Here is a 24,233-nt window from a genome sequence, read left to right as displayed (position 1 = left end):
ACACCCACCCCCTGTAAATTGGCGGAAAACGGAGTGTGATCGGGGTGCGCTTTTCCGCGGCGACGACAGCCGGGCGGTTCCTGCCGCAGCGCCTTGCGCTGCGCATCAGGCCGCTGCTTGGCCTGATCGATGCCGTGCTGTTCAGCGCCGGCGCGCGCGGCGAGGCCGGCCGCATGTCGCTGATCGCCTTTTCGGTCCGCATCGTCAGCGCCGTCATCGCCTTCGTCAGCCAGGTTTTGATGGCGCGCTGGATGGGGTCGTTCGAATACGGCATTTTCGTGCTCGTGTGGGTGACGATGGTCATCGTCGGCAATCTCGCCTGCCTCGGCTTCCACACCTCGATCATCCGCTTCATTCCCGAATATCGCGAGCGCGGCATGCTGGCCGAACTGCGCGGCATCGTGCGGGCCAGCCGGCTGTTCGTGCTGGTTGCCTCGACGCTGATCGCCGGCCTCGGCGCGCTCGGCGTCTGGCTGCTGTCGGCCTATATCGAAAACTACTATGTCGTGCCGTTCATCCTCGGCATCATCTGCCTGCCGATGATCGCCATGTCCGACCTTCTGCAAGGGCTGGCGCGGGCCAATTCCTGGGCGCTGTTTGCGCTGTCGCCGACCTTTCTGGTGCGGCCGCTGCTGATCCTGGCGTTCATGGCGCTGATGCTGCTGGCGGGCTATGCGCCGGACGCCAGAACGGCGATCTTCGCCGCCATCGCCGCCACCTACGCCACCACGCTCGGCCAGCTTATCGGCGTGACGTCGCGCATCGACAAAAGAATTCCGGCCGGACCGATGAAATTGCATTTCGGCCAATGGTTCATCGTCTCGCTGCCGATCTTCCTGGTCGAGAGCTTCTTCTTCCTGCTCACCAATGCCGACGTGCTGATGGTCGGCGCCTATCTCCATCCCAACGACGTCGCCGTCTATTTCGCCACGGTCAAGACGCTTGCGCTGGTGCATTTCGTCTATTTCGCCGTCAAGGCCGGCGTCGCCCAGTGCTACGCGCAATTCACCCATGGCGAGCCGCACAAGCTCGCCGCCTTCGCCCGCGAAACCGTGTCGTGGACCTTCTGGCCGTCGCTGGCGATGGCGCTGCTCGTGCTGGCGCTGGGCGAGCCGATGCTGACCCTGTTCGGCCCGGAATTTTCCGCCGGCTATCCGCTGCTGTTCCTGCTGGTGTTCGGCGTCGTCGCGCGGGCCGCCGTCGGCCCTTGCGAAAGCCTGCTCACCATGAGCGGCAACCAGAATATCTGTGCCGCTGTCTATGCCATGACGCTGGCCTTCAACATCGCGCTTAGCGTCGTGCTGATCCCGCTCTTCGGCCTGTGGGGCGCGGCGATGGCCACCGTCTTCGCCATGATCTTCGAGGCCGGCGCGCTGTCCTTCACGGTCTGGCGCAAGCTCGGCATCGTCATGGTCATTTTCGTGCCCGCCAAAGGAGCCGCCTGATGGCTGCCGTCCCCTTGCTCGAGGAAACCAGCGGCGGCCCGGCCGGCGCCATGGTGTCCGGCCTTGCCGGGCTTGCCCGCGAAGCCGATCCCGCCCATGTCGAGATCCTCGCCAACAACCGGCCCGAGCGCAAACTTGCCATCTATCCGGCCTCCGCCGGCTTCGACCTGGTCGAGGAGCTCGACTATCTCTGCACCCGCACGATCGAGCCCAACGTCTTCTTCAATCCGCGCTTCCTGGCGCCGGCCATGCCCAGGCTCGAGGACCGCGAGGTGCGGCTGGCCGTCATCCGCGACGGTGACCAGTATCGCAACCGGCTGCGCCTGCTGGTGCCGTTCTCGGTCGAGCGGCCGATGGTGCCGCTCGGGGTTCCAGTCATGCGCACCTGGTCGAGCCCGTTCGGCCCGATCGGCACGCCCCTGGTCGACCGCGACGATCCGATCGGCGTCATCGAGGATTTCTTCGCGATGCTGTCCAGGCCTCATCTCAAGCTGCCGAAGGTCTTCGTCCTGCCCGACATAAGGCTGGATGGCCCGGTGGCGAGCCTGCTCGCCAGCGTCGCCGAAACGCGCGGCCTGACGCTGGTCACCACCGGCAAGGCCGAGCGCCCGGTGCTCGAAAGCGAGCTCGATGGCGAGGAATATCTGAAAGCTTCGCTGCGCGCGCACCATTATCGCGAGTTCCGCCGCCTGAAGCGCCGCCTCGCCGACCTCGGCCGGCTGGAGCATGTCGTGGCGCGCGGGCCTGACGAGATCCGCCATGCCATCGAGAATTTCCTGACGCTGGAGGCCGCCGGCTGGAAAGGCCGCGAGCGCACCGCCATGGCCATCGACCGCTACCGCGCCGCCTTCGCCCGCGAGGCGGTGCACCGGCTGGCCGAGCAGGATCTCTGCCGCATCCATTCGCTGACGCTCGACGGCCGTACTATCGCCTGCCTGGTCGTCTTCGTCGAGGCCGGCGTCGCCTACACCTGGAAGACCGCCTATGACGAGACGCTCGCTGCCTATTCGCCGGGCACGCTGCTGATGATCGAAGTGACCAGGCAGCATCTCGACGACCCCAACATCATGATGACCGATTCCTGCGCGGTGCCCGACCATCCGGTGATGAGCCGGCTGTGGAGCGAACGCAAGCCGATGGGCACGCTGGTGATCGGGCTGACGCCGGACGCCGACCGCGCCGCCCGCCAGGCGGCGTCGCAGCTTCACCTCTACCGCGAAACCCGCAACATGGCGCGCCTGCTGCGCAACCGGATGAGGAGCCTGCTGCGCCGGCGCTAGTGCATGGGGTCCAAAGTGGGCCCGACCGTCCGTCTCTGCACCGTCGGCCCGCTCGGGCCTAGGTCGTCAGGGTTAATTCTCCCGATCAGCGGAAAGGATTAGCATCGACGCAGTCCCAACCGGGATGAGGCGATCAATTACGGCCGCGCGTCCAGCATCACTGCCGCCTCGGTCCTGCACGGCCAGAAGAAAAAAATCTGGGAGGAATGCATGATGAAAACAACTCACCTCAGGCGTGTCGGTATCCTCACCTTGGCAGGTCTCGTTGGCGCGTGTCTGAACGCCGCCACTCCTCGGGCGGCCGAACCCGACAAAGCCGAGATCGATGCCCTGCGTAAATCGCTGTCCAGGTATGAAGACTACAAGGTTGCCATTCGCGAGCTTTATCTATCGACGGTAGGATGCGTCTTCTACAGCGGTGAAAAGGTAGAGGGGGCGATGGACTACCCGAAGGGCGCGATGGGCATCCATTTCGTCAACGTCACGACTGTCGGCCCGACCGCGGATCCGACGCGCCCCAATGTGCTGATCTATGAGCCGGTCGGCGGCGAATTGCGCCTGGTCGGCGCGGAATGGCTCGTGCCCTTGACGCCCGACACCAAGGAGCCGCCGAAGCTTTTCGGCCAGACATTCATGGGGCCCATGGAGGGGCATTATCCGCTCATCCCGAAGGAGTTCCACCACTACGACCTTCACGCCTGGCTGTTCAAGGACAACCCGCTCGGAATGTTCAGCCCGACGAACCCGGACGTGAAATGCGACAATTATGCATTCCCGATGCCGGAGCAGCCGACCAAGATGGTGCCGGGGCCGATGTAATAGCGGCCGGGCTACGATCCGAGCCTACCAGGAAATGCAGCCGGACCTCAAAGGCGTTATCCCGGAGGACGCTCCTGGGATAACGTCCAACCAAAAGTCCGTGCCCGGAACTTCGGACTCGTTTTGCCGTTTTGGCAATCACGACACTGCCGCGAATTCACAAAGGCGTTCCAAGGAGCCGACCGCGAAACGACGGAGGACCAAGTGAAAAGTCTGATCCAGACAGGATTGTCCGCAGCCGTTTCGGGTACGATCGTCAGCTTCGCCACGACAGCTGCGCTGGCCCTGCTTGCAAGGAGGGAAGGCAAAGGCGCCCTGCAGCCCACGAATGCGACCAGCCACTGGCTCTACGGCGAACAGGCCGCGTCCGTGCGGCGCGGTGACGTGGCGCACACGCTCGTCGGCTATGGCACGCATCACGCTTCCTCCATCTTCTGGGCATTCCTTTTCGAACTATGGCTCGCCTCGAGGCCGCCGCGTCCGTCGCTTCTGATATTTCGCGATGCGTTGGCGGCAGCGGCCATTGCCGCGGCGACAGATTATGGCTTCGTGCCGAAGCGGTTGACGCCAGGTTGGGAGACGGTGCTGCCGAAGCGATCTATCGCGGCGACTTTTGCCGTGATGGCGGTCGGTCTAGCGATGGGCGGCATGATCAACAAGGGATTGCGCCGGCAGCATTAGGGACAGGGATTTGAGACAGATGCTTCGCACGGCGCGTTCACATCATCGCGACGGGCGGATCGCCGCGCTCGTCCCATTCCGCAACATATCCACCTCATCGGGAACCTTTCTCAAGGGACATGGTTCCGAATGTGCGGCGAAAGCGTGCTGCTCATTCCTGCTATCGCCAAGGAGATTCGACCATGAAGCTTCGCGAGTTGTTGGATCAAGTAAAGGACCTGCCGCCGGACACCTTGGTCTGTGCCGCCGAAATCGATGAAGCCTTTGCAGTCAACGTTGTTGGCGTTGAAGCTGTCGAGAGCGCCAGAATCCAAAGCCGCAAACCGGATGGCACCGAAGCTGTCGAACTCGCCAACGGGACCGACAAAGTCATCGTGATCCGCTGGTGAAAACCGGGGAAGTTGCGTTCAACAGCATGATGTTCCGCTCCACTGTGGGGTGCTGAATTGCGAATGCTGGCAGCGTATCGATGGCGGCGGTCGCCTATGGCTTGGCGGGCATGGCTTGGACGAAAGCCGCCATCTGGCGTTCGAGCGCTTTGAACGCGCTGCCGCGCCAGCTCTCGGCCATGGACGCCGATTTTGGATCAGGGAAAATTTCCTCTTCCCCTCGCGCCATGCCGTCCAGGATGCCTTTCGCGACGCTCTCCGCGGAACTCTTCGGTATATCGGCGTCTCTGCTCATGTCGGTGTCTATGGGACCGGACAGGACTGCATGAACGCTCACGCCGCGAGCGCCGGCGAGAGCACGCAGCGATTGCGTCATGGAAAACGCGGCGGCCTTCGATAGTGAGTAAGACGGAATAATCGGGAACGGAACGAGAGCCGCTTCCGACAGGATGTTGACCACGGCGCCGCGCGAATGCGTGAGCAGCGGCAGGAATGCGTGGGTTACGCCATGCACGCCGAGCAGGTTGACGGCGAGGTGTCGCTCGAGCGCGGCGCGATCGCCAAGATCGTCGTAGAGCCCGATGCCGGCGTTGTTGATGAGGACGTCGAGAGACCCGATCCGCTCGACAGCCGCCCCAATCTGCGCCGCATCGGTCACGTCCAGGATCAGCGGCGTGACGCGCCGATCCACGTGGGCGAGCGGTTTGCGCGCGCCGGCATAGACCCGGTTCGCACCCCGTCTCAATATTTCCTCGACCAGCGCCTTGCCGAGGCCGCGATTGGCCCCGGTCACGAGAACGGCTTTGTTTGTGACTTCCATCGATTTCGGCATAGCGATCTCTCCTCCTCTTGCATGAATGCAAGCCATTCGTTCTTGCATCATGCAAGTAGGCTATGATCTTCTGTTCCCACGCTTGGACGCCGTCTCCCCCGTTGCATTGCTCCAGGGCAGCCGGCGCTATCGCCGGGCGAACCCTTGCACCTAGGACCCGACTTCCAATGTCGTGTAGGAGATCGGCGAAGGCCGCTCCAGGAAGGCACCGGTGATGGCCGAAACGAAATTCTTCGCGTCCGCCGAGCGTAGAAAAGCGTCGCGCTCCTGCTTCGATGCCCAGCGCTCGACGCAGATGGTAACGTTGGGCTCGGCCTCCGAGCGAAAGACGCTATAGTCGATGCATCCGCTTTGCTTGCGGGCCGCCCCCGCCACGTCCCGCAGGGCATTCCGCACCTTGCTTTCGATGCCGGGCTTCGCCGCTGCCGTCGTCATGACGATCATCCCGGCGCCATCGCCTGCCGCCTTGCGCTCGGCGGCGCCGAGGTCCTCGTTTTGCGGCACAACCGTTGGGTTGGCGTTCTCTTCGCCCTTGTTGGGTTGCCCCTTGCCCGTCGAAATCAGGTCGCGGAGACTCGCGACATAGAAGCGCCACGAGTCATGGCAGACATCGTAGCATTGTTCACTCGGCTTCAGCCCGACATGGGTGAAACGCAGCTCGGTCCCCTTTTCGGTCGGCGCGATCTCGAAGACCACGTCCGTGCCGGTCCACTCGGTCGCATCCTTGACGAAGTTGAAGTAGTTCTGGACGACGTGCCAGACGACCTTCTTGCCAGGCACAAGCTCCGTGACCTTGAATGTGCCGCGGTGGATATCCTTGAAATGATAGTAGAATATCGCACCGAGCTTATTGGTATCGCCATCGATGTCTTCGGACCACCAGGCGCGCGGATTGATAACCGCCGCAAAAACCTTTTCCGGGCTTTGCTCGACGACAAATGACGTCGTGTAATCTTCTTCCTTTTTCATGACATATCTCCTGTTTGGATCTGATTGGTTGATGGACACCCGAAATCTCGGGCGATGAAGTGGAGCGATGCTCTCTCGATCTCTGTCGCTTGCATCATGCAAGCACAATGCATACTTGCATGATGCAAGTCAATAGGGTATGTTCACACCATGCTTGGTCGTCTCTATGAAAAACAAAACTGCTCGGCCTCACGCGCCCTGGAGCTGGTCGGCGAGCGCTGGAGCCTGTTGATCCTGCGCGACGCGATATTCGGCGGCTGCACGCGCTTTTCGCAATTCCAGAAGAGCCTGGGGATCGCCACCAACATCCTGGCCAAGCGCCTCGAGGATTTCGTCGAGGCCGGCCTGATGGACCGTCGCCCGGGTGCCGCCGGCGAGCAGGCCGAATACGTCCTGACCCGGAAGGGGCTGGAATTCAAAACGGTCATTATCGCGCTGACCGAGTGGGGCGACAAATGGGTGCGGCCCGGACCCATCGTCTACTGCGACCAATCCGACGGCAAGCCGGTCGAGGTGCAATTGCGTCGCGCCGGCAATGGCAAGCGGGCCGACTTCGCCGACGTCGTGGCGGCCCTACGCTAGGCACGGCGGCGGCTCCGGCCCGCAGCACGATCCAAGACGAAGCTGTTTCGCATCGTGCCATAATGCCCGCATATCTCACCTCCCGAGGTTGCATCTGTAGGCCGGGTCTGGTGGGTAGTTCGCGGGAGGAAACATGTCCGTCGGGCAGCGATCGACTTTGCGGCAACGTCTTTTTTGCGGGACCGCGGCACGCCTGATCGCGTGCGGTGAGAAACGCCAGATTGCGCTTGGGGCTGGTCCGCGTCAGCGGAAGCTTGGGCAGCTTCCAACCATTCGGTGGCCGTCGAGGGCGTCGTGGACGATCCCACCCACGCCATTAGGTTCAATAAGAAGTGGGAGGGAATTTAAAAAGTGGTGCCCCTAGCCGGGATCGAACCAGCACTCCTTGCGGAACTCGATTTTGAGTCGAGCGCGTCTACCAATTCCGCCATAGGGGCTCAGGCCGGGCGGCCTGGATGGGCGCGGACTATACGGCTGGAGGCCTGTTCGTCAACTGGCCAATTCCCGAGAACCTATCTAGCCCAAGCCTAGGCTTTCGATTTCGTCGATCGGAGGCTTCGGTCTAAAGTGGGCATCTCAGCCCGTTTGAACCCTTCTACCGCAACAGCGGCCACAGAATGCCGATGAGTACCGACGCCCCATCCATGAGCCAATGCGCCGTCGCCAGCGGCAGGATGCGGCGCACGCGCAGGTACACGAGGGTGATGAATGTCGAATGCGCGATGGGTGCCAAGAGCCGGTAGAGCATGAAGTGTGGGTCGAACGTCAGCGGCATCACCGCATGCTGAAACGACCAGGAAAACGCTACGACGGCAACGGCAAATCCCGTGCTTCCCGACAAGACTTGGAAACGCGGCAGAAGATAGCCGTTATAGGTGGTCTGCTCCGTAATGCCCCAGAACCAACGGAAAGATCAGCACCCCGTAGAGCGCAGGCAAGAGCGGCAAAGGTCCGTATATTTGCGGTGCGTCAGGGTTGCCATAGACCAACAGGCTGCTGGCGGTGATCCCAGCGTAGATGAAAACGAGGCTCGGGAGGATGAGCGCAACGCCCAACAACAGATCGCGCCCCAAGCGTTTGCGATCGAAACCGACCAAATCGAGCAACGTGATGCCCTCGCGCCGCGCAAGGCACCAAAGGAGTCCAAGGCAGCCCGCGTCGATCAAGCTGCCATACACCGGCAGCCAAGCCCCTGCGTCGCGCCAGGGCGTCGCCGAACCGTGCGCAGCGTACACGGCCGCGACCAGGCCCTGCGCGGCAACAGCGAAAGCCGACCGCGCGAACAACATCAGGGCGGGGCCGGACCATGTCAGCGCGCCGGCAGATCGCCGCTCGAGAATGGCGGCACGGGAGTTCGGGATTATGGCTTCGCTCATGATCGATGAAGTTGGGATCGGCTTCCGAACGTTATGGTGGAAACGAGTTCAGCCAAGTCCGGTTTCCGGAGTGAAAGCAGAATGTATCGAGCCGGCCATGAGCAAAACATCATCACCGAGGGCGGCTCACATCTCCTCGAGGGCGTCGGCAATATAGCCGCCGGTCTGAAGCTTCCACAGTCGGGCATAGAGCCCGTCGCGCTCCAGCAGCGCCGATGGTTTTCCCTCCTCGACGATGCGGCCTTTGTCGAGGACGACGATCCGGTCCATCCTGGCAATCGTCGACAGGCGATGGGCGATGGCGATCACAGTTTTGCCTTCCATCAGAAGAGCGAGCTTGTCCTGGACCGCCGCCTCGGCCTCGCTGTCCAATGCGGACGTCGCCTCATCGAGAACCAGGATTGGCGCGTCCTTGAGCAACACCCGGGCGATCGCGACGCGCTGACGCTGGCCGCCGGAAAGTTTTACCCCGCGGTCGCCGACGAAAGCGTCGTAGCCGGTGCGGCCTTCGCCATCTCTGAGATCGGCGATGAAGCCGTCGGCCTCGGCCAGCATCGCGGCGCGCTCCAACGCCTCCGGCGGGGCATCGGGCCGGCCATAACGGATGTTGTCGCCGACGGAGCGATGCAGCAGTGAGACGTCCTGGGTGGCGACGCCGATGCTCTCCCGAAGGCTGGCCTGGGTCACGCTACGGAGATCCTGCCCATCGATCAGGATCGCGCCGCCCTTCAGCTCGAAGAACCTCAGGAGCAGGCTGACAAGGGTCGACTTGCCGGCCCCGGAGAGGCCGACGAGCCCGACCTTCTCGCCTGCGCGCACGGTGAGCGACAGGTCTTCGATCACCCGTTGCCCCTCGCGGTATTCGAACTGGATGTTCTTGAACTCGACTTCGCCGGCCGTGACCTCGAGCGGCTTGGCGGTCGGCGCGTCTTTTATGGTCGGCGGCGTCGTCACGACCGGCATTGCGTCGCGGATCGTGCCCACCGCCTGGAAAATCTGCTGGCCCATCTGCAGGAAGGCACGGGAGTTGGCATTGAGCCGCTGCACGATGGCGATCGAAGCGGCGAACTGACCAACCGTGACGAAGCCGGCGACAAATCCCCAGAGCCCTATGGCAACGTTGGTGAGAAAGAGGGCAACGTTGAGCAGGACGACGCCCATATCGGTCATCAGATAGATGCGCCTTTCGCGCTGCTGGGTCTCGATGGCGTTTTCCATCACGGTCCGCATCGCGCCCGCCTCGCTGTCTTCCGCCGCAAACAGCTTGACCATCTGAATGTTGCTGTGGAGGTCGGTCATGGCGCCGACCACGAGGCTTCGCCCCCGCGCCGAGCGGCGCGACCGCTCGGAATATTGGGGTACCGCCACCACCGCAATGGCGATGTTGGCGGAGATCCAGAGGAAAACCGGAAGCGCAAGCGGCCAGGACAACGCGCCAAGCAGAACGAGCGAACCGACGAGTTGCACCAGAAACAGCGGTATTCTGTAGAAGGCCACGACGATCTGCTGCTGCACGGCGGATGCGACTTGCGAAATGCGCGACGCCACCTGACCTGCGAAGAGGTCGTGGAAGAAGGCAATATCCTGACGTTCCACCGCCTTGTGGCCCTGCCACTGCATCGCCGCCGGCATGCATACGGCCACCGTCTGCGAGTTCAGCGCATTGCCCACGAAGATGAGCAACGGCAGCACGGGGAAAACCAGCACGCCGAGCACGACCAGCGTCGGCCAGTCCTCCTGCAGGAAAACCGCCGCGCCCTTCGCGCTCACCCCATCGACGACGAACGAGACCCCCCAAATCGTCGCAAGGTTGATCCCCTCGACCGCCATCATCAGGACGGTAATGGCCGCAAGGGTGCCGCGGAACATCCGCGCAAAATGCAGGAGCAGTGCAAACGGCCCGCTCGCAGGCAGCGGCGCGGGTGGAATATCCAGCGGACGGATGAGCTTCTCAAAGGCGCGATAAATGAAATCAGACAACGACATGGCGGCGCAAAGGGCGAAGCAGGGAGAGAGGATGCGACAGGAATCGCCGGTATTTAAACACGGATCGTGTTCGGCCGGAAAACCCACGATGTAATTGGAAACTGCCTTGACGCACTTCAGGCAGGCAAGTGTTCGACGCCATGGCTTGCTCGTCAATCAACTGGCCAAATCCCGACATCTGGGCTCGCTCAAGCCTCAGCCTTTCGATTTCGTGAAGCAGCTGCCATTGTGCAGCGCGGAAAATCTTTCTAGACAGGCGGCGCATGTCATTGAAGCGCACCTTGTCCGACGAGGTTGATGCGGGGCGCTTCCAAGTCTTGTTTGTGCATGTCGTGATCCCAAGACCGCTTCTGGTTTGGGCGTGCATTAGGAGTGCCGATGCTTCGCGGACTTTACGACTGGACCTTGTCGCTGGCGGCGAGCAAATCCGCCGAATGGTGGCTGGCCTTCATCGCCTTCGTCGAGAGCTCGGTGTTCCTGGTGCCGGCCGACGTCCTCTATCTGCCGATGGCGCTGTCGCGGCCGGATCGCGCCTATCGTTACGCGCTGGTCGCCACCGTCGCCTCGGTGCTGGGCGGCATCGCCGGCTGGTTCATCGGCCATTATGCCTATGATGCGGTGGCGCGGCCGATCCTCGAATTTTATGGCAAATATGACGAGTTCGAAGCGATGCGCGTCTCATCGGGTGTCGGCTTCATCATCCTGATGCTGGTCACCTCCGGCCTCGCCCATCTGCCGCCGATCAAGATTGTGACGATCCTGTCGGGCGTCATCGGTGTTCCTTTGCTGCTGTTCATCGTGCTGGCAATCGTGGCGCGCGGTGCTCGCTTCCTGTTTCTCGCGTGGCTCTTGCGCCGCTATGGCGAGCCGATCCGCCACTTCATCGAAAAGCGCCTTGGCCAGATTGCAGGCGCCGCCGCCGCTGCCCTGATTTTGCTCTATATCGTCGTCAAATACGCCGTCTGAACGGCATCGAACCGAATGGACTGAGTCCGATGACAGCGACCGTGAATGCCGATACCGGACGCCAGCGGCTGCGCACCGCCCTGTTTCTCGCTGTCGCCATGGCCGCCACGGTCGGCTCGGCGCTGGCCTTCCAGTATCTCGGCGGCTACATCCCCTGCAAGCTCTGCCTCGAGCAGCGCACCCCTTACTACGTCGGCGTGCCCTTGATGCTGCTGGCGGTGCTTGCGTCGGCTCTTCACGCGCCAGCCTGGGTAAGCCGTGGCCTGCTGGCTATTGGCGGCCTGCTGATGCTCTACGGCGTCTATCTCGGCGTTTATCACTCCGGCGTCGAATGGGCGTGGTGGCCAGGCCCGACCGATTGCACTGCAGCCGCCGGGCCGGTGGACACCGGCGGCAAGGGCGTGCTCGATGCGCTCGACAAATTCGTCCCGCCCTCCTGCGACAAGGCGGCGCTCCGCATCCTCGGCCTGTCGCTGGCCGGCTGGAACGCCATCGCCAGCTTTGTCCTGGCAGTCGTAGCCTTCCGCAGCGCCTTCGCCCGCGACTGATTTAGCGCGACACGAGATCATCCAAGAATTCGGCAGGCTGAGTCGGGTGGAGTGATTGTCGAGAACCGAAGCGGAGCGGACATTGGTCCGTGAGCATCGGAAGCGCAGACAATCGCTTCAGACGGCCAGCCTCCCGAATTATCGGATGATCTCACGGCTCAAGTTCGACATCCCAGTACAGATAATCCATCCAGCTTTCGTGTAGATGGTTGGGCGGGAACAGCCGGCCGTTATTATGCAAATCATGCACCGTCGGCTGGTAGGGCTTCTGCAGCGGCCACATCTTGGCGTGGGCCGGCATCATGCCGCCCTTCCTCAGATTGCAGGGCGAGCAGGCAGCGACGACATTCTCCCAGGTCGTGGCGCCGCCGCGATGGCGAGGAATGACATGGTCGAACGTCAGATCGTCCGGCGTGCCGCAATATTGGCATTGGAAACGGTCACGCAGGAAGACGTTGAAACGGGTAAACGCCGGATGCCTCGACGGCTTCACGTAAGCCTTCAGGCTGACGACGCTCGGCAGCTTCATCGAAAAGGTCGGTGAAGAGACGGCGTGTTCGTATTCGGCGACGATGTTCACCCTCTCGAGGAACACCGCCTTGATGGCATCCTGCCAGGACCAGAGCGACAGGGGGTAATAGCTGAGCGGACGGTAATCCGCATTCAGCACCAGCGCTGGAAGCCCATCCGGAGATACGGCAACCGTCACGTCGTTGACCTCCTTCACCCTAGAACCGGTCGACGCGGATACTGTAAGCCCGACATGACAGGGATGTGAAGCGGATTGTCGATCATGCCGGGTCTCAAAAACGCATGATTTCAATGCTTTTTTGCGGATTCAGGCCGGAGGCGCGGCATCCCTGCCCTTCAATTCGCGATAATAAGCCCAGAAAAGCCGCGATGCGACACCGCGCCACGGGCTCCATGATTCGGCTAGCCGGATCAGCATTTTCTCCGGCGGACGCGGGTCGATGCCGAGCGCATGGCCGACCGCGCTCTGCAATGCAACGTCGCGCGCCGGAAAGATATCTGGGTGTCCGGCGGCAAACAAAAGGTAGACTTCAGCCGTCCACGAGCCGATGCCCGGCACCTTGGTCATGGCCGCGATCGCCTCGCTTGCATCGAGCCGGCACAGGTGATCGAGGTCGAGTCCCTCGGCCACCGCCCGGGCGACGGCAACCAGGCCGCGCTGCTTGGGCCGCGACAGCCCGGCCTCGCGGAAGATCGCCTCGTCGGCGGCAAGTATCGCCTGCGGCGTCAGCGGATCGAGCAGTCTCGTCAGCCGGCCGAAGATGGCATCGGCGCTCGCGCGGGACACTTGTTGTGAAACGACGATCGAGGCAAGGCTCCTGAACCCCGGCTCCGACAGCCTGAGCGGCACCTCGCCGGCCATGCCGCGCACTTTTTCCAGGCGTGGGTCGAGTAAGCATAGCCTATCCAGCCCTTGCGCAATGTCGTCGAGACTGGCGATGCGTCGCATGTCTGCTTGTTCCAAAATCAAAAGTGCCGCACGCTTCGTCACGTGTCCCTCTGGACGGACGACGCCACCGGCGCAAAGTAGCAATTGGCGAAAGCGCCACACAACCCGATTGCCGCCGGACAATGACACTGCTGACATTCCGCTTCGCGCCGAGCCCGAACGGCGAACTGCATCTCGGCCATGCCTATTCGGCGCTGCTCAATCAGAAATTGGCAAAGGCGGCGGGCGGACGCCTGCTGCTGCGCATCGAGGATATCGACACGACGCGCTGCACGCCGGAATTCGAGGCAGGCATTTTTCGCGACCTGAAATGGCTGGGGCTTGGCTGGGAGGAACCGGTGCGCCGCCAGTCCGAGCATTTTGCCGAATATCGGGCGATGCTCGAGCGGCTGATCAAGGAAGAACTTGTCTACCCGGCCTTCATGAGCAGAAGTGAGATCCGCGCCTTTATCGCCGACAGCGAGAAGCGTGGCCGCGACTGGCCGCGCGACCCGGACGGCGTGCCGCTCTATCCCGCCGCCGACAAGGCGTTGACGGCGAGCGAACGCAAGCGGCGCGTCGCCGAAAATGTGCCATTTGCCTGGCGGCTGGACGTCGATGCGGCAATAGCGCGCGCCGGCAAGGACCTGTCATGGGCCGAATACACGAACGAGACGCTCTCCGCGACGCGTCGTGTCGAAGCCCATCCGCAGGATTGGGGCGACGTAGTCGTGGCGCGCCGCGAAATCCCGACCAGTTATCACCTCGCCGTCACCGTGGACGACGCGCTGCAGGGCGTCAGCCATGTCGTGCGCGGCCAGGACCTTTATTCCGCGACCAGCGTGCAGCGGCTGCTTCAGCAACTGCTTGGCCTGCCGCAGCCGGCCTATTTTCACCATCGCCTGATCCTCGGCCCGGACGGACGAAAACTGTCGAAGAGCCTTGGCCATACCGGCCTTGCCGCCCAGCGTAAGGCGGGCGCATCGTCCGCCGATCTCAAGCGGCTGGTCGGTCTCTAGACTAGACCGGTGAGCTCGCGGCCATCAACGGCGCTCCTTCAATTCAAATGACTCTATGGATCAACCGTTTGGTTTTGCTTGCCGGCCCGAACGGCATTAAGCAGTCGCCGCAGTCGATCCCTCACCCGAATTCATCGCGGCCTCCGGAAATGCACAGCCTCAAGCGGTTCATCCCCGCCTCTTTCGTCGTCCTGTGGGCGACCGGCTTCATCGGCGCGCGCTATGCCATGCCGTGGGCGGAGCCCTTTACGTTCCTGGCCGCGCGCTTTGTCCTGGCCGCAATCCTGCTTGTCGCTTTGATGGCCGCACTTGGTTCGAGCCGCGCCACCCGCGATGAGGCGCTGCACGCGACCGGTGCCGGCATCCTGATGCATGGCATCTATCTCGGCGGCGTGTTCTGGGCAATCCACCGGGGCATGCCCGCCGGACTTTCAGCCCTGATCGTCGGCCTACAGCCGCTGATCACGGCAGTGCTCGCCGGCCGGCTTCTCGGCGAGGCCATCCTGCCGCGCCACTGGGCCGGTCTCGGCCTCGGGTTGATCGGCGTGGTGATCGTGCTTTGGCCGAAGCTCGGTGCGCTCGGCGGCGGCGTGACGGCCGAGACACTGGGCGCCTCGCTGGTCTCGGTACTCGGCATGAGCGCCGGCACCATCTGGCAGAAGCGCTTTGCTTCCGGCGGCGATCTGGTGGCTGCCACGTTCTGGCAATATGTCGGCGGCGCATCGGTGATGGCTCTGGCCTCGCTCGCCTTCGAGACCCGAACGGTCATCGTCAATGGCGAACTGATCTTTGCTATGGCCTGGCTCGTGCTGGTGCTGTCGATCGGCGCCATCTTCCTGTTGATGGTGATGATCCGCGACGGCGAGATGTCGAAGGTCGCCTCGCTGTTTTACCTCGTGCCGGCCCTCACCGCGGTCATCGCCTGGGCATTGTTCGGTGAGCAATTGAGCTCGCTCCAGATCGCCGGAATGGCGATCGCGACGCTCGGCGTCGGGCTGGCGACGGCTCAGCCGCCGACGCGGGCACGCGCCTCTAAATAGCGGCTGATCGCGGCGTTGAGCTCGCCACCGAGGATGAAGATCGCCGAGACGATATAGAGAAAGACGACGGCGATCATGATCGAGGCGAGGCCGGCATAGGTCGTCACATAGGACGAGAAATGATCGAGATAGGCGGCGAAGATGGTCGACCCGATGAGCCAGCCGACCAGCGTGAAGATGATGCCAGGCACGATCGAAACGAAGCGGCGCTTGCCGGCCGGCAACCAGAAATGCACGGCGAACAGGCCGCCGATGATGACTACCGAGGCGATGACGTAACGCCACAGGGTGATCGTGCCCATATAGGGTTTTATCCATTCGAAATGCGACTCGGCCAGCCGTGCCAGCAATGGCGCGAAGACCAGCAGCACGCTGATGGCCAAAAACCCGGCCGTCGCGATCAGCACGAAGATGATGCTCTGCACCCGCCGGTAGATGATGCCGCGCGTTTCCGAGACACGATAGGCCCGGTTGAGCGAGGTGCGCAGCGCCTCGATGCCGTTAGAGGCGAAATATCCGGCAAGCACGATACCGTAGGTCAACAGGTCACTGCGCCGGACGGTAAGCACGTTGAGCACCTCGCGCGCGATCGGTTTGGCGATCTGCTCGGGCCATGTGTCGAACACAAGGTGCACGGCGGTGTCGGCGAAAGCCTGCGCGCCGAAAAAACTCGCCAGCGTCGTGGCGAAGATCAGGAAAGGAAAAAGCGCCATCAGCGCGGTGATCGCCAGATGGCTGGCCATTGCCCAGCCGTCGTCGGTGTTGAAGTGGCCGAGCGCGTCGTAGAGGACGCGTTTGAGGGCTACGATCTTCCGCAACAAGAACCGCGTTCCCTTCGATTGTCCCGACGCCGCGAATATGGGAAGGGTTTGCGGTAAATGACAACCCTAGGTCAAACCACCAGTCCTCCCGGAGAAGAGTTGCGCTCCATCATTGTCACAGGTGCCTCTTCCGGTATAGGCGCCTATTGCGCCCATGCTCTTAAGAAGGAAGGCTGGCGGGTGTTCGCAACGGCCCGAAAGCCCGAAGATATCGCCGCGCTCGAGGCCGATGGCATCGAGGCCTTTTATCTGGACTACACCGAGTCCGGATCGATCGAGGCGCTGGTGGCGTCGGTGCTGGAACGGACCGACGGCCGGCTCGATGCGCTCTTCAACAATGGCGCCTACGGACAGCCCGGCGCCGTCGAGGACCTGCCGGTCGAGGCTTTACGGCAGCAGTTCGAGGCCAATGTCTTTGGCTGGCATGACCTCACTCGCCGTGTCGTACCGGTGATGCGCCGCCAAGGCCATGGTCGTCTCGTTCATTGCTCGTCGATCCTCGGCCTGGCGCCGGTGCCTTTCCGCGGCGCCTACTCGGCATCGAAGCACGCTATCGAAGGGCTGATGCTGTCCCTCTACCAAGAACTCCTCGGCAGCGGAATCCATGTTTCGCTGATCGAGCCGGGGCCGGTGAAATCGAAGATCGCCAGCAACAGCCTTGCGTGGTTCCTGGCGAATATCGATCACGAGAAGTCCGTTCATCGCCTCGCCTATGCGGCGCAACTCAAACGGCTGCGGGCCGGCGGCAGCACATCGCGGCTGAAGCCCGGGCCGGAGGTGGTTTATTCCGCCTTGCATCATGCGCTTCTGTCGCGGCGCCCGCGCCCGCATTATGTGGTAACTGTGCCGGCCAGGATCGGCGCGATCCTTAAACGCATCCTGCCGTCATCGGTACTCTACCGTCTGCTCGCCAAACGCGCCTGAACGCAATCCAACCTGGAACACACCATGGCAACCGTCTTCAACATCCTCGCCGTTCTCGTCATGGTCGCCGTGGTGATCGTGCTGATCCGCGGCCTCATCAACATGATGCGCGGCGGCTCCAGCATGACCTCCAACAAACTGATGCAGACGCGCGTGCTCTTGCAGTTCGTGGCCTTGGTGCTGATCATGCTGGCGGTGTATTTCACCCGTAAGTGACGCAGCAGCCACCAGCCGGGAGGAACCCGTGGTCAAGCTCAACAAGATCTACACCCGCACTGGCGACGATGGCACCACAGGCCTCGGCTCTGGCGAGCGGCGGCTGAAATCCGACCTTCGCATCGACGCCTACGGCACGGTCGACGAGGCCAATGCCTGCATCGGCATGGCCCGCATTCATACCGCGGCAGTAAATCCGGCGATCGATGCGATGCTCGGCCGCATCCAGAACGACCTTTTCGACCTCGGCGCCGATCTGGCAGTTCCCGATAATGGCAAGCCGCTCGACTACGAGCCGTTGCGCATCATCGCCTCGCAGACCGACCGCATCGAACAGGATATCGATCTCCTCAACAAGGACCTTGAGCCGCTCAAATCCTTCGTGCTCAACGGCGGTACGCCGGCAGCGGCTGCCCTTCACCTCGCCCGCACGGTGGCCCGCCGCGCCGAGCGCATCATGGTGGCGCTGTCGCAAGATCCAGACGAGCACGTCAACCGCGAGGCGATAAGATACATCAACCGTGTCTCGGACTTTCTGTTCGTCGCCGCACGCGCGGTCAATGACAACGGAAATGCCGACGTGTTATGGGTTCCTGGCAAGAACCGCTGAAATCCGCCGAGCTGGGGACCTGATGTTCATCCCGCTTTACGACACCAACAGGCTGCGGCACATCAAGCTGCAATATGTGACCATCGGCCTGATCGCGCTCAATGTGTTGATCTACCTTATCACTACGCTTGGCGGTGAGGACTTCTCCAACGCCGCGGTGCTGGGCCTCGGCTTCATCCCGTCGGTCGTGCATGACAGCGTCGAGCTCGCTCCGCAATTCGTCGTCATTCCGGAGAGCCTGAGCTACCTGACCTATTCCTTCCTGCACGCAGATATCTTCCACCTCGGCGGCAACATGCTGTTCCTGTGGGTATTCGGCGACAATGTCGAGGATGCACTCGGCCACATCCGCTACCTCGTCTTCTACCTGCTTTGCGCCATTGCCGGCGCTTTCTTCCAGGGTCTGGTGGCTTGGGATTCGCAGGTGCCGCTGATCGGCGCGTCGGGCGCCATCGCCGGTGTGGTCGCCGCCTATCTGATCCTTTATCCGCGGGTGAAGGTATGGGTGCTGGCCTTCGCGCGCATCCCGTTGCGCATCCCGGCCTTCATCCCGCTGATCCTGTGGATCCTGTTCCAGATCTTCATGTTCGCGCAGGGGGGCGAGGATCAGGTTTCCTGGGCCTGCCATATCGGCGGCATCATCGCTGGAGCCGTGCTGGTGCTTGTCTTGCGCAGCCGCGGCGTACCGCTACTCGCCGGCGCAGACGAGGAGCCGGCCGTGGTCGCCGGTCCGGTGCCCGTAGCCGTGGAGCCGGCGCCAAGCGACCCACAACCTGCGCAGCCGGCGCCGCGCTGGGGCCGGGGGACAGTTTCCGGTCCGGACTGAACCGATTTGAGTGCTTCGCCGAGCATCCGAGTGCGCCCCGGATATTGACGCGCGGGGTCGCCGCAACTACGGAAGCGCCACCCTACTGGCGTGGCGAAGACCAGAATTCCGTCCGGAATGTCGGCTTTCGACAACTCTGAAGAGGTGCACGCTGCTATAGCGCGCCCGACGAGCGTGAAGAGACTATCGTGAAAGAGGTGACAGGCAAATGAAGATCCTTGTGCCCGTGAAGCGGGTTGTGGATGCGAACGTCAAGGTCCGGGTGAAGGCGGACGGTTCGGCGGTGGAACTCGCCAACGTCAAGATGGCGATGAACCCGTTCGACGAGATCGCGGTCGAAGAGGCGATCCGGCTGAAGGAAGCTGGCAAGGCCGAAGAGATCATCGTCGCGTCGATCGGGCCGCAGCAGGCGCAGGAAACGCTGCGCACTGCTCTCGCCATGGGCGCCGACCGCGCCATCCTGGTCAAGACCGACGAGCAGACTGAGCCGCTGGGCGTCGCCAAGGTGCTGAAGGGCGTCGTCGAGGCAGAACAGCCCGGCCTTGTCATTCTCGGCAAGCAGGCGATCGACGACGATTCCAACCAGACCGGCCAGATGCTGGCCGCGCTTCTCGGCTGGGCGCAGGGCACCTTCGCCTCCAAGATCGTGCTCGACGGTGACAAGGCCACGGTGACGCGCGAGGTCGATGGCGGCCTGCAGACGCTGGAACTGAAGATGCCGGCGATCGTCACGGCCGATTTGCGGCTGAACCAGCCACGCTACGCGTCTCTGCCCAACATCATGAAGGCCAAGAAGAAGCCGCTCGACGAGAAGAGCCCTGCCGATTACGGCGCCGACGTCAAGCCGCGGCTTAAAGTGATCAAGACCGAGGAGCCGGGCGGCCGCAAGGCGGGCGTCAAGGTCAAGAGCGTCGCCGAACTGGTAGACAAGCTGAAGAACGAAGCCGGCGTGCTCTAAGGAAATCCGATGAGGCCGGCCTGCAAACGGCCGGTTTCTCCGCTTCCGGTGCTCACGTACTGAAGTACGCTCCGCTCCGGTTCTCGAAACCAACCGTTTTCGACTCGGCCTGACCGGATTTCAGGAGCCTCGAAGACGAAAGTCAGGAAAACATCATGACAATTCTTCTGATTGCCGAACACGACAACGCTGCGCTTTCCGACCAGACCGCCAAGGCGCTTTCGGCGGCGCTGCAGATCGGTTCGGACGTGCATGTGCTGGTTGCCGGCAAAGGTGCCAAGCCGGCAGCGGACGCCGCCGCCAAGCTCCAGGGCGTCACCAAGGTGCTGCTCGCCGACGCCGACGAACTGACCGAGCGTCTCGCCGAACCGCTGGCGGCACTCGTCGTTTCGCTTGCTGAGCCATACGAGACGATCATCGCGCCGGCGACCTCGTCGGGCAAAAACGTCGCGCCCCGCGTGGCGGCGCTGCTCGATGTCGCCCAGATATCTGAAATCATCGAAGTCGTGTCGCCCGACACCTTCAAGCGGCCGATCTATGCCGGCAACGCCATCCAGACGGTGCAGTCCAGTGACGCCAAGAAGGTCATCACGGTGCGTACCGCTTCCTTCCAGGCAGCGCCCGAGGGCGGTTCCGCGCCGGTCGAGACGGTCCAGGCGGCGGCCAATCCCGGCCTGTCGAGCTTTGTCGAGAACAAGCTCTCCGAGACCGACCGTCCAGAGCTGACCTCGGCCAAGATCATCATCTCGGGCGGCCGTGCGCTGGGCTCCTCCGAGAAGTTCCAGGAGGTCATCCTGCCGGTCGCCGACAAGCTCGGTGCGGCGGTTGGCGCATCTCGCGCCGCCGTCGATGCCGGCTATGCGCCGAACGACTGGCAGGTCGGCCAGACCGGCAAGGTGGTAGCGCCCGACCTTTATATTGCCGTCGGCATCTCCGGTGCCATCCAGCACCTTGCCGGCATGAAGGATTCGAAGGTGATCGTTGCCATCAACAAGGACGAGGAGGCGCCGATCTTCCAGGTCGCCGACTACGGTCTCGTCGGCGATCTCTTCGTCATTATGCCGGAACTGCAAAAGGCGCTTTGACGCCTTCTGCCAAAGCGTATTAAATTCTGAGGGGTGGGGTAGACGAAGTCGCCCCGCCCTTTTAGTTTGCACTGCACAAAAAACGGGCCGCAAAGGCCTCGACGGGATCGGGTAATGAGCAAGATCGAGACGATCGGCATCATCGGCGCGGGCCAGATGGGTGGCGGCATCGCCCATGTGTCGGCGCTGGCGGGCTATAAGGTGCTGGTTTACGATATTTCACCCGACCGCATCGAAAAGGGCATCGCTACGATCAGCGGCAACATGGCCCGTCAGGTCGGCTCCGGCAAACTCGAGGAAAAGCTGCGCAATGAGGCGATGGCGCGCATTTCGGCAGCACCGGCCATGGCCGACCTTGCGGGCGCCGATCTGGTGATCGAAGCAGCGACCGAGGACGAGACGGTCAAGCGCAAGATCTATGCCCAGCTCTGCCCGCAGCTCAACCCCGAGGCCATCCTGGCGACGAACACGTCATCGATCTCGATCACACGGCTGGCTTCGCAGACCGACCGGCCGGAACGCTTCATCGGCATACATTTCATGAATCCGGTTCCGGTGATGAAGCTGGTCGAACTGGTGCGCGGCATCGCCACCGAGGACCAGACCTTCGAGGCGGCAAAAACCTATGTGAAGCAGCTCGACAAGACGATCACCGTCTCGGAGGATTTCCCGGCCTTCATCGTCAACCGCATCCTGCTGCCGATGATCAACGAGGCGATCTACACGCTCTATGAAGGTGTCGGCTCGGTCGACGCCATCGATACCGCCATGAAGCTCGGCGCCAACCATCCGATGGGGCCGCTGCAGCTTGCCGATTTCATCGGGCTCGATACCTGCCTGTCGATCATGCAGGTGCTGCATGACGGGCTGTCGGATTCGAAATACCGCCCCTGCCCGCTGCTGGTCAAATATGTCGAGGCCGGCTGGCTCGGCCGCAAGACCGGGCGCGGCTTCTACGACTATCGCGGCGAGCATCCCGTTCCGACACGCTGATCGCCTCGCTACCAGCGCACAAAAAGTCGTCCGCCGAGCGCCCCGAGCACGGCAAGGATGGCGACCGCGATCATATACCAGGTGCCGACGAAAAGCGGCGAATCGTCAAAGCAATGAGCCGCATAGAAGGTCGCCGCCAGCCCGCCGGCAAGCAGGCCCGCGGCCGCACCGGCAGGCACCGGCCTTGTCGGCGCGCCATGGCGCAGCACCGCGAGAAAGACGGCAAGCGGGCCGATCCCGATCAACGGAATGAAGGTCAGGCAGATGACCATGTTCGTGCCGACCAGGCGCGTGCCCCAGTCGGACGCAGGCACGGCGAAGAGTTCGAGAATCACAGCCACAATCACCAGCAGCGGCGCGGCGACCATCCAGCTCACCGCCCGGCCGGTCGATGCACCGGGCGTCGACAGCCCACGCACCAGGACAAAGGCGCTGGCGGCAAGAGCAATCGTGAAGACGAATTTGGACAGGAACCGCATCGTGTGCATGGCGATCGCAATGTCGGGGCGCGGGCCGATCGTCAGCCAGAAAACCGCGGCCGCGATCACGATGGCCGCGCCGGCGGCAAGCCACCAGGCGGTGCCTAGCGGCAGCGCCTTGCTGCGGGCATCGGCGTCGAGCGCCTTGATGAAATCTTCGGTCCTCATGTTATTCCCGCCCCGCCCTGAACCGTTTGGCAATGGCGGCAAGCCCGCGGTGCAGTGACACCCGCACAGCCGTCTCGCTGATGCCGAATTTGGCCGCGGTCTCACCGATTGACCGGCCTTCGACCGATACGGCCGAGACGACGGAACGCTGTGCCGGCGGCAGGCTGTCGAGCGCCCGGTTGACGTCGCGCTCGCTCACCGTCTCCGATTCCGGCTCGGCAAAGGTCTCGGCGATTTCGTCGATCTCGATCTCGATCCGCCGACCGCGCCGCCGGAACGCATCGATCAGCTTGAAGCGGGCTATTGCATAGACCCAAGGCAGCACCGGCGCATCATGGCGCCAGGTGTGTCGTTTCACATGAATGGCCAGCAAGGTTTCCTGCACGACATCCTCGGGATCCACCCCGCCCTGCACGATCTTGCGCCGGGCAAAGCCACGAACGAGCGCGGCGATCCGGTGCAGAAAGTCGGCATAGGCCCTTTCGTCTCCGGCGATCGCGGCCCGCAGCAGCCGTGAAAGCTCGGCTTCGTCCTTGCCGCTCACAAGAGTTCACTCCCCGATATTCGCGTCTCGGCGCTGATTTGTTACGGGGCCGGCGAAATAATGTCCAAGGCAAATTAGCTGAGCATCACGAAAGTTTGCTCCTTTTGAGCGATTGAGTGGGTCAGCAATGTTGACTGCACCAGTCAGGTATTGGTAGGTGCAGCGTGCCAAGCCAAAGACCATCGAAATCGAGGACGACGCCATGAAATATGCTCTTTCCGCCCTTGCCGGTGCGACAGCACTTGCAATCAGCCTGATCGCCGGCCCGGCAATAGCAGAGGACGAGGGCATCGTCGTTTACAACGCCCAGCACGAAAACCTGACCAAGGCCTGGGCGGAGGGATTCACCAAGGAAACCGGCATCAAGGTTACCGTCCGCAATGGCGGCGACAGCGATTTCTCCAATCAGATCGTTGCAGAAGGCACCGCTTCGCCCGCCGATGTATTCCTGACGGAGAATTCGCCGGCCATGGCATTAGTCGAGGCGGCCGGCCTGTTCGCACCGGTCGACACCGAGACGCTGGCCCAGGTTCCGCAGGAGTACCAGCCGGCGAGCGGCAAATGGGTCGGCGTCGCCGCGCGCAGCACCGTCTTTGCCTACAACAAGACCAAGCTGAGCGCCGACCAGCTGCCCAAATCGCTGCTCGATCTCGCCGATCCGAGCTGGAAGGGCCGCTGGGCCGCTTCGCCCTCCGGCGCCGATTTCCAGGCGATCGTCAGCGCGCTTCTGCAGCTCAAGGGTGAGGCGGCGACGGCCGAATGGCTGAAGGCGATGAAGGAGAATTTTACCGCCTATAAGGGCAACAGCACGGTGATGAAGGCGGTCAATGCCGGCGAGGTCGAAGGCGGCGTGATCTATCACTATTACTACTACGGCGATCAGGCCAAGACCGGCGAGAACAGCAAGAACGTCGAGTTGCACTATTTCAAGCATCAGGATCCCGGTGCTTTCGTCTCGATTTCCGGCGGCGGCGTGCTGGCCTCGAGCAAGCACCCGAAGGAAGCGCAGGCTTTGCTGAAATGGGTCACCGGCAATGGCGGCCAGGACGTGCTGAAAACAGGCGATTCGTTCGAATACGCAGTCGGCAAAGGCGCCGAGTCCAATCCGAAGCTGGTGCCGCTGGCCGATCTGCAGGCGCCGAAAGTCGACCCGACGACGCTGAACTCGAAAAAGGTGACCGACCTGATGACGGCGGCCGGCTTGCTTTAGCCGGCGTT

General features: G+C 62.6%; 28 protein-coding genes and 1 tRNA gene. 18 read left to right on the top strand and 11 right to left on the bottom strand.

Going from position 1 to position 24,233, the window contains the following annotated elements; translation table 11 throughout:
• Nucleotides 1-44: 44 nt before the first annotated feature.
• The 5 genes from NKI24_RS12155 to NKI24_RS12135 all read left to right on the top strand — a co-directional run bounded on the left by NKI24_RS12155 (nt 45) and on the right by NKI24_RS12135 (nt 4,614).
• Entirely contained in the window at nt 45-1,445 is a 1,401-nt protein-coding gene (locus tag NKI24_RS12155) for a lipopolysaccharide biosynthesis protein (RefSeq protein WP_352745512.1), read from the top strand.
• A complete protein-coding gene (locus tag NKI24_RS12150; RefSeq protein ID WP_352745469.1) occupies nt 1,445-2,725 on the top strand; it encodes a GNAT family N-acetyltransferase in 1,281 nt (426 codons plus the stop codon). Before NKI24_RS12155 ends, NKI24_RS12150 begins: the two co-directional genes overlap by 1 nt.
• Nucleotides 2,726-2,935: 210 nt before the next feature.
• Nucleotides 2,936-3,544: a hypothetical protein gene (locus NKI24_RS12145; protein ID WP_352745467.1), complete on the top strand. Its 609-nt coding sequence runs from the start codon at nt 2,936-2,938 to the stop codon at nt 3,542-3,544.
• 204 nt (nt 3,545-3,748) lie between these two features.
• Nucleotides 3,749-4,225 carry a hypothetical protein gene (locus NKI24_RS12140; protein ID WP_352619577.1) on the top strand — a complete coding sequence of 159 codons (477 nt, stop codon included), beginning with the start codon at nt 3,749-3,751 and terminating at the stop codon, nt 4,223-4,225.
• A 182-nt stretch (nt 4,226-4,407) separates the two neighbouring features.
• Complete coding sequence (locus tag NKI24_RS12135; RefSeq protein WP_023677964.1) at nt 4,408-4,614, top strand: hypothetical protein; 207 nt, start codon at nt 4,408-4,410, stop codon at nt 4,612-4,614.
• Between the two features lie 94 nt (nt 4,615-4,708).
• Here NKI24_RS12135 and NKI24_RS12130 read toward each other — a convergent pair whose 3' ends face one another.
• On the bottom strand, nt 4,709-5,446 hold the full coding sequence (locus tag NKI24_RS12130) for an SDR family NAD(P)-dependent oxidoreductase (protein ID WP_352745464.1): 738 nt from the start codon (nt 5,444-5,446) through the stop codon (nt 4,709-4,711).
• Between the two features lie 150 nt (nt 5,447-5,596).
• Nucleotides 5,597-6,415 (bottom strand): antibiotic biosynthesis monooxygenase, encoded by an 819-nt coding sequence (locus NKI24_RS12125; RefSeq protein ID WP_352745462.1) that lies wholly within the window; start codon nt 6,413-6,415, stop codon nt 5,597-5,599.
• A gap of 150 nt (nt 6,416-6,565) precedes the next feature.
• Between NKI24_RS12125 and NKI24_RS12120 the strand changes: the two genes are divergently transcribed.
• Nucleotides 6,566-6,997 (top strand): winged helix-turn-helix transcriptional regulator, encoded by a 432-nt coding sequence (locus NKI24_RS12120; RefSeq protein ID WP_352452436.1) that lies wholly within the window; start codon nt 6,566-6,568, stop codon nt 6,995-6,997.
• A 352-nt stretch (nt 6,998-7,349) separates the two neighbouring features.
• Here the strand turns inward: NKI24_RS12120 and NKI24_RS12115 are convergent.
• From NKI24_RS12115 to NKI24_RS12100, 4 genes are all read right to left on the bottom strand, one after another.
• Nucleotides 7,350-7,434 (bottom strand) — tRNA-Leu (locus NKI24_RS12115).
• A gap of 158 nt (nt 7,435-7,592) precedes the next feature.
• Nucleotides 7,593-7,838: a hypothetical protein gene (locus NKI24_RS12110; protein WP_352745460.1), complete on the bottom strand. Its 246-nt coding sequence runs from the start codon at nt 7,836-7,838 to the stop codon at nt 7,593-7,595.
• A 28-nt stretch (nt 7,839-7,866) separates the two neighbouring features.
• Entirely contained in the window at nt 7,867-8,373 is a 507-nt protein-coding gene (locus NKI24_RS12105; RefSeq protein WP_352745457.1) for a hypothetical protein, read from the bottom strand.
• A 126-nt stretch (nt 8,374-8,499) separates the two neighbouring features.
• Nucleotides 8,500-10,359, bottom strand: coding sequence for an ABC transporter ATP-binding protein (locus NKI24_RS12100; RefSeq protein ID WP_352745509.1), 1,860 nt, complete (start codon nt 10,357-10,359; stop codon nt 8,500-8,502).
• Between the two features lie 378 nt (nt 10,360-10,737).
• Between NKI24_RS12100 and NKI24_RS12095 the strand changes: the two genes are divergently transcribed.
• On the top strand, nt 10,738-11,325 hold the full coding sequence (locus NKI24_RS12095) for a YqaA family protein (RefSeq protein WP_352745454.1): 588 nt from the start codon (nt 10,738-10,740) through the stop codon (nt 11,323-11,325).
• A 29-nt stretch (nt 11,326-11,354) separates the two neighbouring features.
• A complete protein-coding gene (locus NKI24_RS12090; RefSeq protein ID WP_352570543.1) occupies nt 11,355-11,873 on the top strand; it encodes a disulfide bond formation protein B in 519 nt (172 codons plus the stop codon).
• Nucleotides 11,874-12,024: 151 nt separating this feature from the next.
• On the opposite strand, the gene NKI24_RS12085 is transcribed toward NKI24_RS12090, so the two are convergent.
• Both NKI24_RS12085 and NKI24_RS12080 read right to left on the bottom strand, forming a co-directional pair.
• Nucleotides 12,025-12,582 carry an HNH endonuclease gene (locus tag NKI24_RS12085; RefSeq protein WP_023677956.1) on the bottom strand — a complete coding sequence of 186 codons (558 nt, stop codon included), beginning with the start codon at nt 12,580-12,582 and terminating at the stop codon, nt 12,025-12,027.
• A gap of 129 nt (nt 12,583-12,711) precedes the next feature.
• Entirely contained in the window at nt 12,712-13,353 is a 642-nt protein-coding gene (locus NKI24_RS12080) for a DNA-3-methyladenine glycosylase family protein (protein ID WP_352745451.1), read from the bottom strand.
• 122 nt (nt 13,354-13,475) lie between these two features.
• Between NKI24_RS12080 and gluQRS the strand changes: the two genes are divergently transcribed.
• On the top strand, nt 13,476-14,351 hold the full coding sequence (gluQRS, locus tag NKI24_RS12075; protein ID WP_352745448.1) for a tRNA glutamyl-Q(34) synthetase GluQRS: 876 nt from the start codon (nt 13,476-13,478) through the stop codon (nt 14,349-14,351).
• Between the two features lie 149 nt (nt 14,352-14,500).
• Nucleotides 14,501-15,391: a DMT family transporter gene (locus NKI24_RS12070; RefSeq protein ID WP_352745446.1), complete on the top strand. Its 891-nt coding sequence runs from the start codon at nt 14,501-14,503 to the stop codon at nt 15,389-15,391.
• Here the strand turns inward: NKI24_RS12070 and NKI24_RS12065 are convergent.
• On the bottom strand, nt 15,358-16,212 hold the full coding sequence (locus NKI24_RS12065) for a YihY/virulence factor BrkB family protein (protein WP_292656768.1): 855 nt from the start codon (nt 16,210-16,212) through the stop codon (nt 15,358-15,360). The genes NKI24_RS12070 and NKI24_RS12065 overlap by 34 nt on opposite strands.
• Before the next feature lie 57 nt (nt 16,213-16,269).
• Between NKI24_RS12065 and NKI24_RS12060 the strand changes: the two genes are divergently transcribed.
• From NKI24_RS12060 to NKI24_RS12030, 7 genes are all read left to right on the top strand, one after another.
• Nucleotides 16,270-17,136, top strand: coding sequence for an SDR family oxidoreductase (locus NKI24_RS12060; protein ID WP_352452441.1), 867 nt, complete (start codon nt 16,270-16,272; stop codon nt 17,134-17,136).
• 24 nt (nt 17,137-17,160) lie between these two features.
• A complete protein-coding gene (locus tag NKI24_RS12055; RefSeq protein WP_023677950.1) occupies nt 17,161-17,352 on the top strand; it encodes a twin transmembrane helix small protein in 192 nt (63 codons plus the stop codon).
• 28 nt (nt 17,353-17,380) lie between these two features.
• Nucleotides 17,381-17,962 (top strand): cob(I)yrinic acid a,c-diamide adenosyltransferase, encoded by a 582-nt coding sequence (locus NKI24_RS12050; RefSeq protein WP_023677949.1) that lies wholly within the window; start codon nt 17,381-17,383, stop codon nt 17,960-17,962.
• 22 nt (nt 17,963-17,984) lie between these two features.
• The gene (locus tag NKI24_RS12045; RefSeq protein WP_352745443.1) at nt 17,985-18,788 is read left to right on the top strand and encodes a rhomboid family intramembrane serine protease; all 804 of its coding nucleotides are present in this window, start codon (nt 17,985-17,987) and stop codon (nt 18,786-18,788) included.
• A 208-nt stretch (nt 18,789-18,996) separates the two neighbouring features.
• Complete coding sequence (locus NKI24_RS12040; RefSeq protein WP_352745440.1) at nt 18,997-19,746, top strand: electron transfer flavoprotein subunit beta/FixA family protein; 750 nt, start codon at nt 18,997-18,999, stop codon at nt 19,744-19,746.
• Between the two features lie 155 nt (nt 19,747-19,901).
• Nucleotides 19,902-20,831, top strand: coding sequence for an electron transfer flavoprotein subunit alpha/FixB family protein (locus NKI24_RS12035; RefSeq protein ID WP_352745438.1), 930 nt, complete (start codon nt 19,902-19,904; stop codon nt 20,829-20,831).
• A 114-nt stretch (nt 20,832-20,945) separates the two neighbouring features.
• Complete coding sequence (locus NKI24_RS12030) at nt 20,946-21,824, top strand: 3-hydroxybutyryl-CoA dehydrogenase (protein ID WP_023677945.1); 879 nt, start codon at nt 20,946-20,948, stop codon at nt 21,822-21,824.
• Nucleotides 21,825-21,832: 8 nt separating this feature from the next.
• Here NKI24_RS12030 and NKI24_RS12025 read toward each other — a convergent pair whose 3' ends face one another.
• Together NKI24_RS12025 and NKI24_RS12020 are read right to left on the bottom strand one after the other, a co-directional pair.
• A complete protein-coding gene (locus NKI24_RS12025; RefSeq protein ID WP_352745435.1) occupies nt 21,833-22,471 on the bottom strand; it encodes an NrsF family protein in 639 nt (212 codons plus the stop codon).
• A gap of 1 nt (nt 22,472) precedes the next feature.
• Nucleotides 22,473-23,015, bottom strand: a complete 543-nt coding sequence (locus NKI24_RS12020) for a sigma-70 family RNA polymerase sigma factor (protein ID WP_023677943.1) — start codon at nt 23,013-23,015, stop codon at nt 22,473-22,475.
• 202 nt (nt 23,016-23,217) lie between these two features.
• Here NKI24_RS12020 and NKI24_RS12015 point away from each other — a divergent pair, with 202 nt between their 5' ends.
• The gene (locus NKI24_RS12015; RefSeq protein WP_352745507.1) at nt 23,218-24,225 is read left to right on the top strand and encodes an iron ABC transporter substrate-binding protein; all 1,008 of its coding nucleotides are present in this window, start codon (nt 23,218-23,220) and stop codon (nt 24,223-24,225) included.
• Nucleotides 24,226-24,233: the final 8 nt, after the last annotated feature.

Origin of the sequence: Mesorhizobium sp. M0701 (genome assembly GCF_040320365.1) — a bacterium.
Lineage (GTDB): Bacteria > Pseudomonadota > Alphaproteobacteria > Rhizobiales > Rhizobiaceae > Mesorhizobium.
Note: the sequence above shows the minus strand (reverse complement) of the source record. Positions and strands in the feature narration are given on the sequence as shown.

Excerpts from the sequence above, each read along its gene's own strand:
- NKI24_RS12080 (WP_352745451.1), bottom strand. The coding sequence starts at position 13,353 with ATGCGACGCATCGCCAGTCTCGACGACATTGCGCAAGGGCTGGATAGG.
- NKI24_RS12100 (WP_352745509.1), bottom strand. The coding sequence starts at position 10,359 with ATGTCGTTGTCTGATTTCATTTATCGCGCCTTTGAGAAGCTCATCCGT.
- NKI24_RS12070 (WP_352745446.1), top strand. The coding sequence starts at position 14,501 with ATGCACAGCCTCAAGCGGTTCATCCCCGCCTCTTTCGTCGTCCTGTGG.
- NKI24_RS12045 (WP_352745443.1), top strand. The coding sequence starts at position 17,985 with ATGTTCATCCCGCTTTACGACACCAACAGGCTGCGGCACATCAAGCTG.
- NKI24_RS12095 (WP_352745454.1), top strand. The coding sequence starts at position 10,738 with ATGCTTCGCGGACTTTACGACTGGACCTTGTCGCTGGCGGCGAGCAAA.
- NKI24_RS12145 (WP_352745467.1), top strand. The coding sequence starts at position 2,936 with ATGATGAAAACAACTCACCTCAGGCGTGTCGGTATCCTCACCTTGGCA.
- NKI24_RS12120 (WP_352452436.1), top strand. The coding sequence starts at position 6,566 with ATGCTTGGTCGTCTCTATGAAAAACAAAACTGCTCGGCCTCACGCGCC.
- NKI24_RS12015 (WP_352745507.1), top strand. The coding sequence starts at position 23,218 with ATGAAATATGCTCTTTCCGCCCTTGCCGGTGCGACAGCACTTGCAATC.
- NKI24_RS12035 (WP_352745438.1), top strand. The coding sequence starts at position 19,902 with ATGACAATTCTTCTGATTGCCGAACACGACAACGCTGCGCTTTCCGAC.
- NKI24_RS12125 (WP_352745462.1), bottom strand. The coding sequence starts at position 6,415 with ATGAAAAAGGAAGAAGATTACACGACGTCATTTGTCGTCGAGCAAAGC.
- NKI24_RS12030 (WP_023677945.1), top strand. The coding sequence starts at position 20,946 with ATGAGCAAGATCGAGACGATCGGCATCATCGGCGCGGGCCAGATGGGT.
- gluQRS (WP_352745448.1), top strand. The coding sequence starts at position 13,476 with ATGACACTGCTGACATTCCGCTTCGCGCCGAGCCCGAACGGCGAACTG.
- NKI24_RS12130 (WP_352745464.1), bottom strand. The coding sequence starts at position 5,446 with ATGCCGAAATCGATGGAAGTCACAAACAAAGCCGTTCTCGTGACCGGG.
- NKI24_RS12090 (WP_352570543.1), top strand. The coding sequence starts at position 11,355 with ATGACAGCGACCGTGAATGCCGATACCGGACGCCAGCGGCTGCGCACC.
- NKI24_RS12040 (WP_352745440.1), top strand. The coding sequence starts at position 18,997 with ATGAAGATCCTTGTGCCCGTGAAGCGGGTTGTGGATGCGAACGTCAAG.
- NKI24_RS12025 (WP_352745435.1), bottom strand. The coding sequence starts at position 22,471 with ATGAGGACCGAAGATTTCATCAAGGCGCTCGACGCCGATGCCCGCAGC.
- NKI24_RS12060 (WP_352452441.1), top strand. The coding sequence starts at position 16,270 with ATGACAACCCTAGGTCAAACCACCAGTCCTCCCGGAGAAGAGTTGCGC.
- NKI24_RS12135 (WP_023677964.1), top strand. The coding sequence starts at position 4,408 with ATGAAGCTTCGCGAGTTGTTGGATCAAGTAAAGGACCTGCCGCCGGAC.
- NKI24_RS12105 (WP_352745457.1), bottom strand. The coding sequence starts at position 8,373 with ATGAGCGAAGCCATAATCCCGAACTCCCGTGCCGCCATTCTCGAGCGG.
- NKI24_RS12150 (WP_352745469.1), top strand. The coding sequence starts at position 1,445 with ATGGCTGCCGTCCCCTTGCTCGAGGAAACCAGCGGCGGCCCGGCCGGC.
- NKI24_RS12055 (WP_023677950.1), top strand. The coding sequence starts at position 17,161 with ATGGCAACCGTCTTCAACATCCTCGCCGTTCTCGTCATGGTCGCCGTG.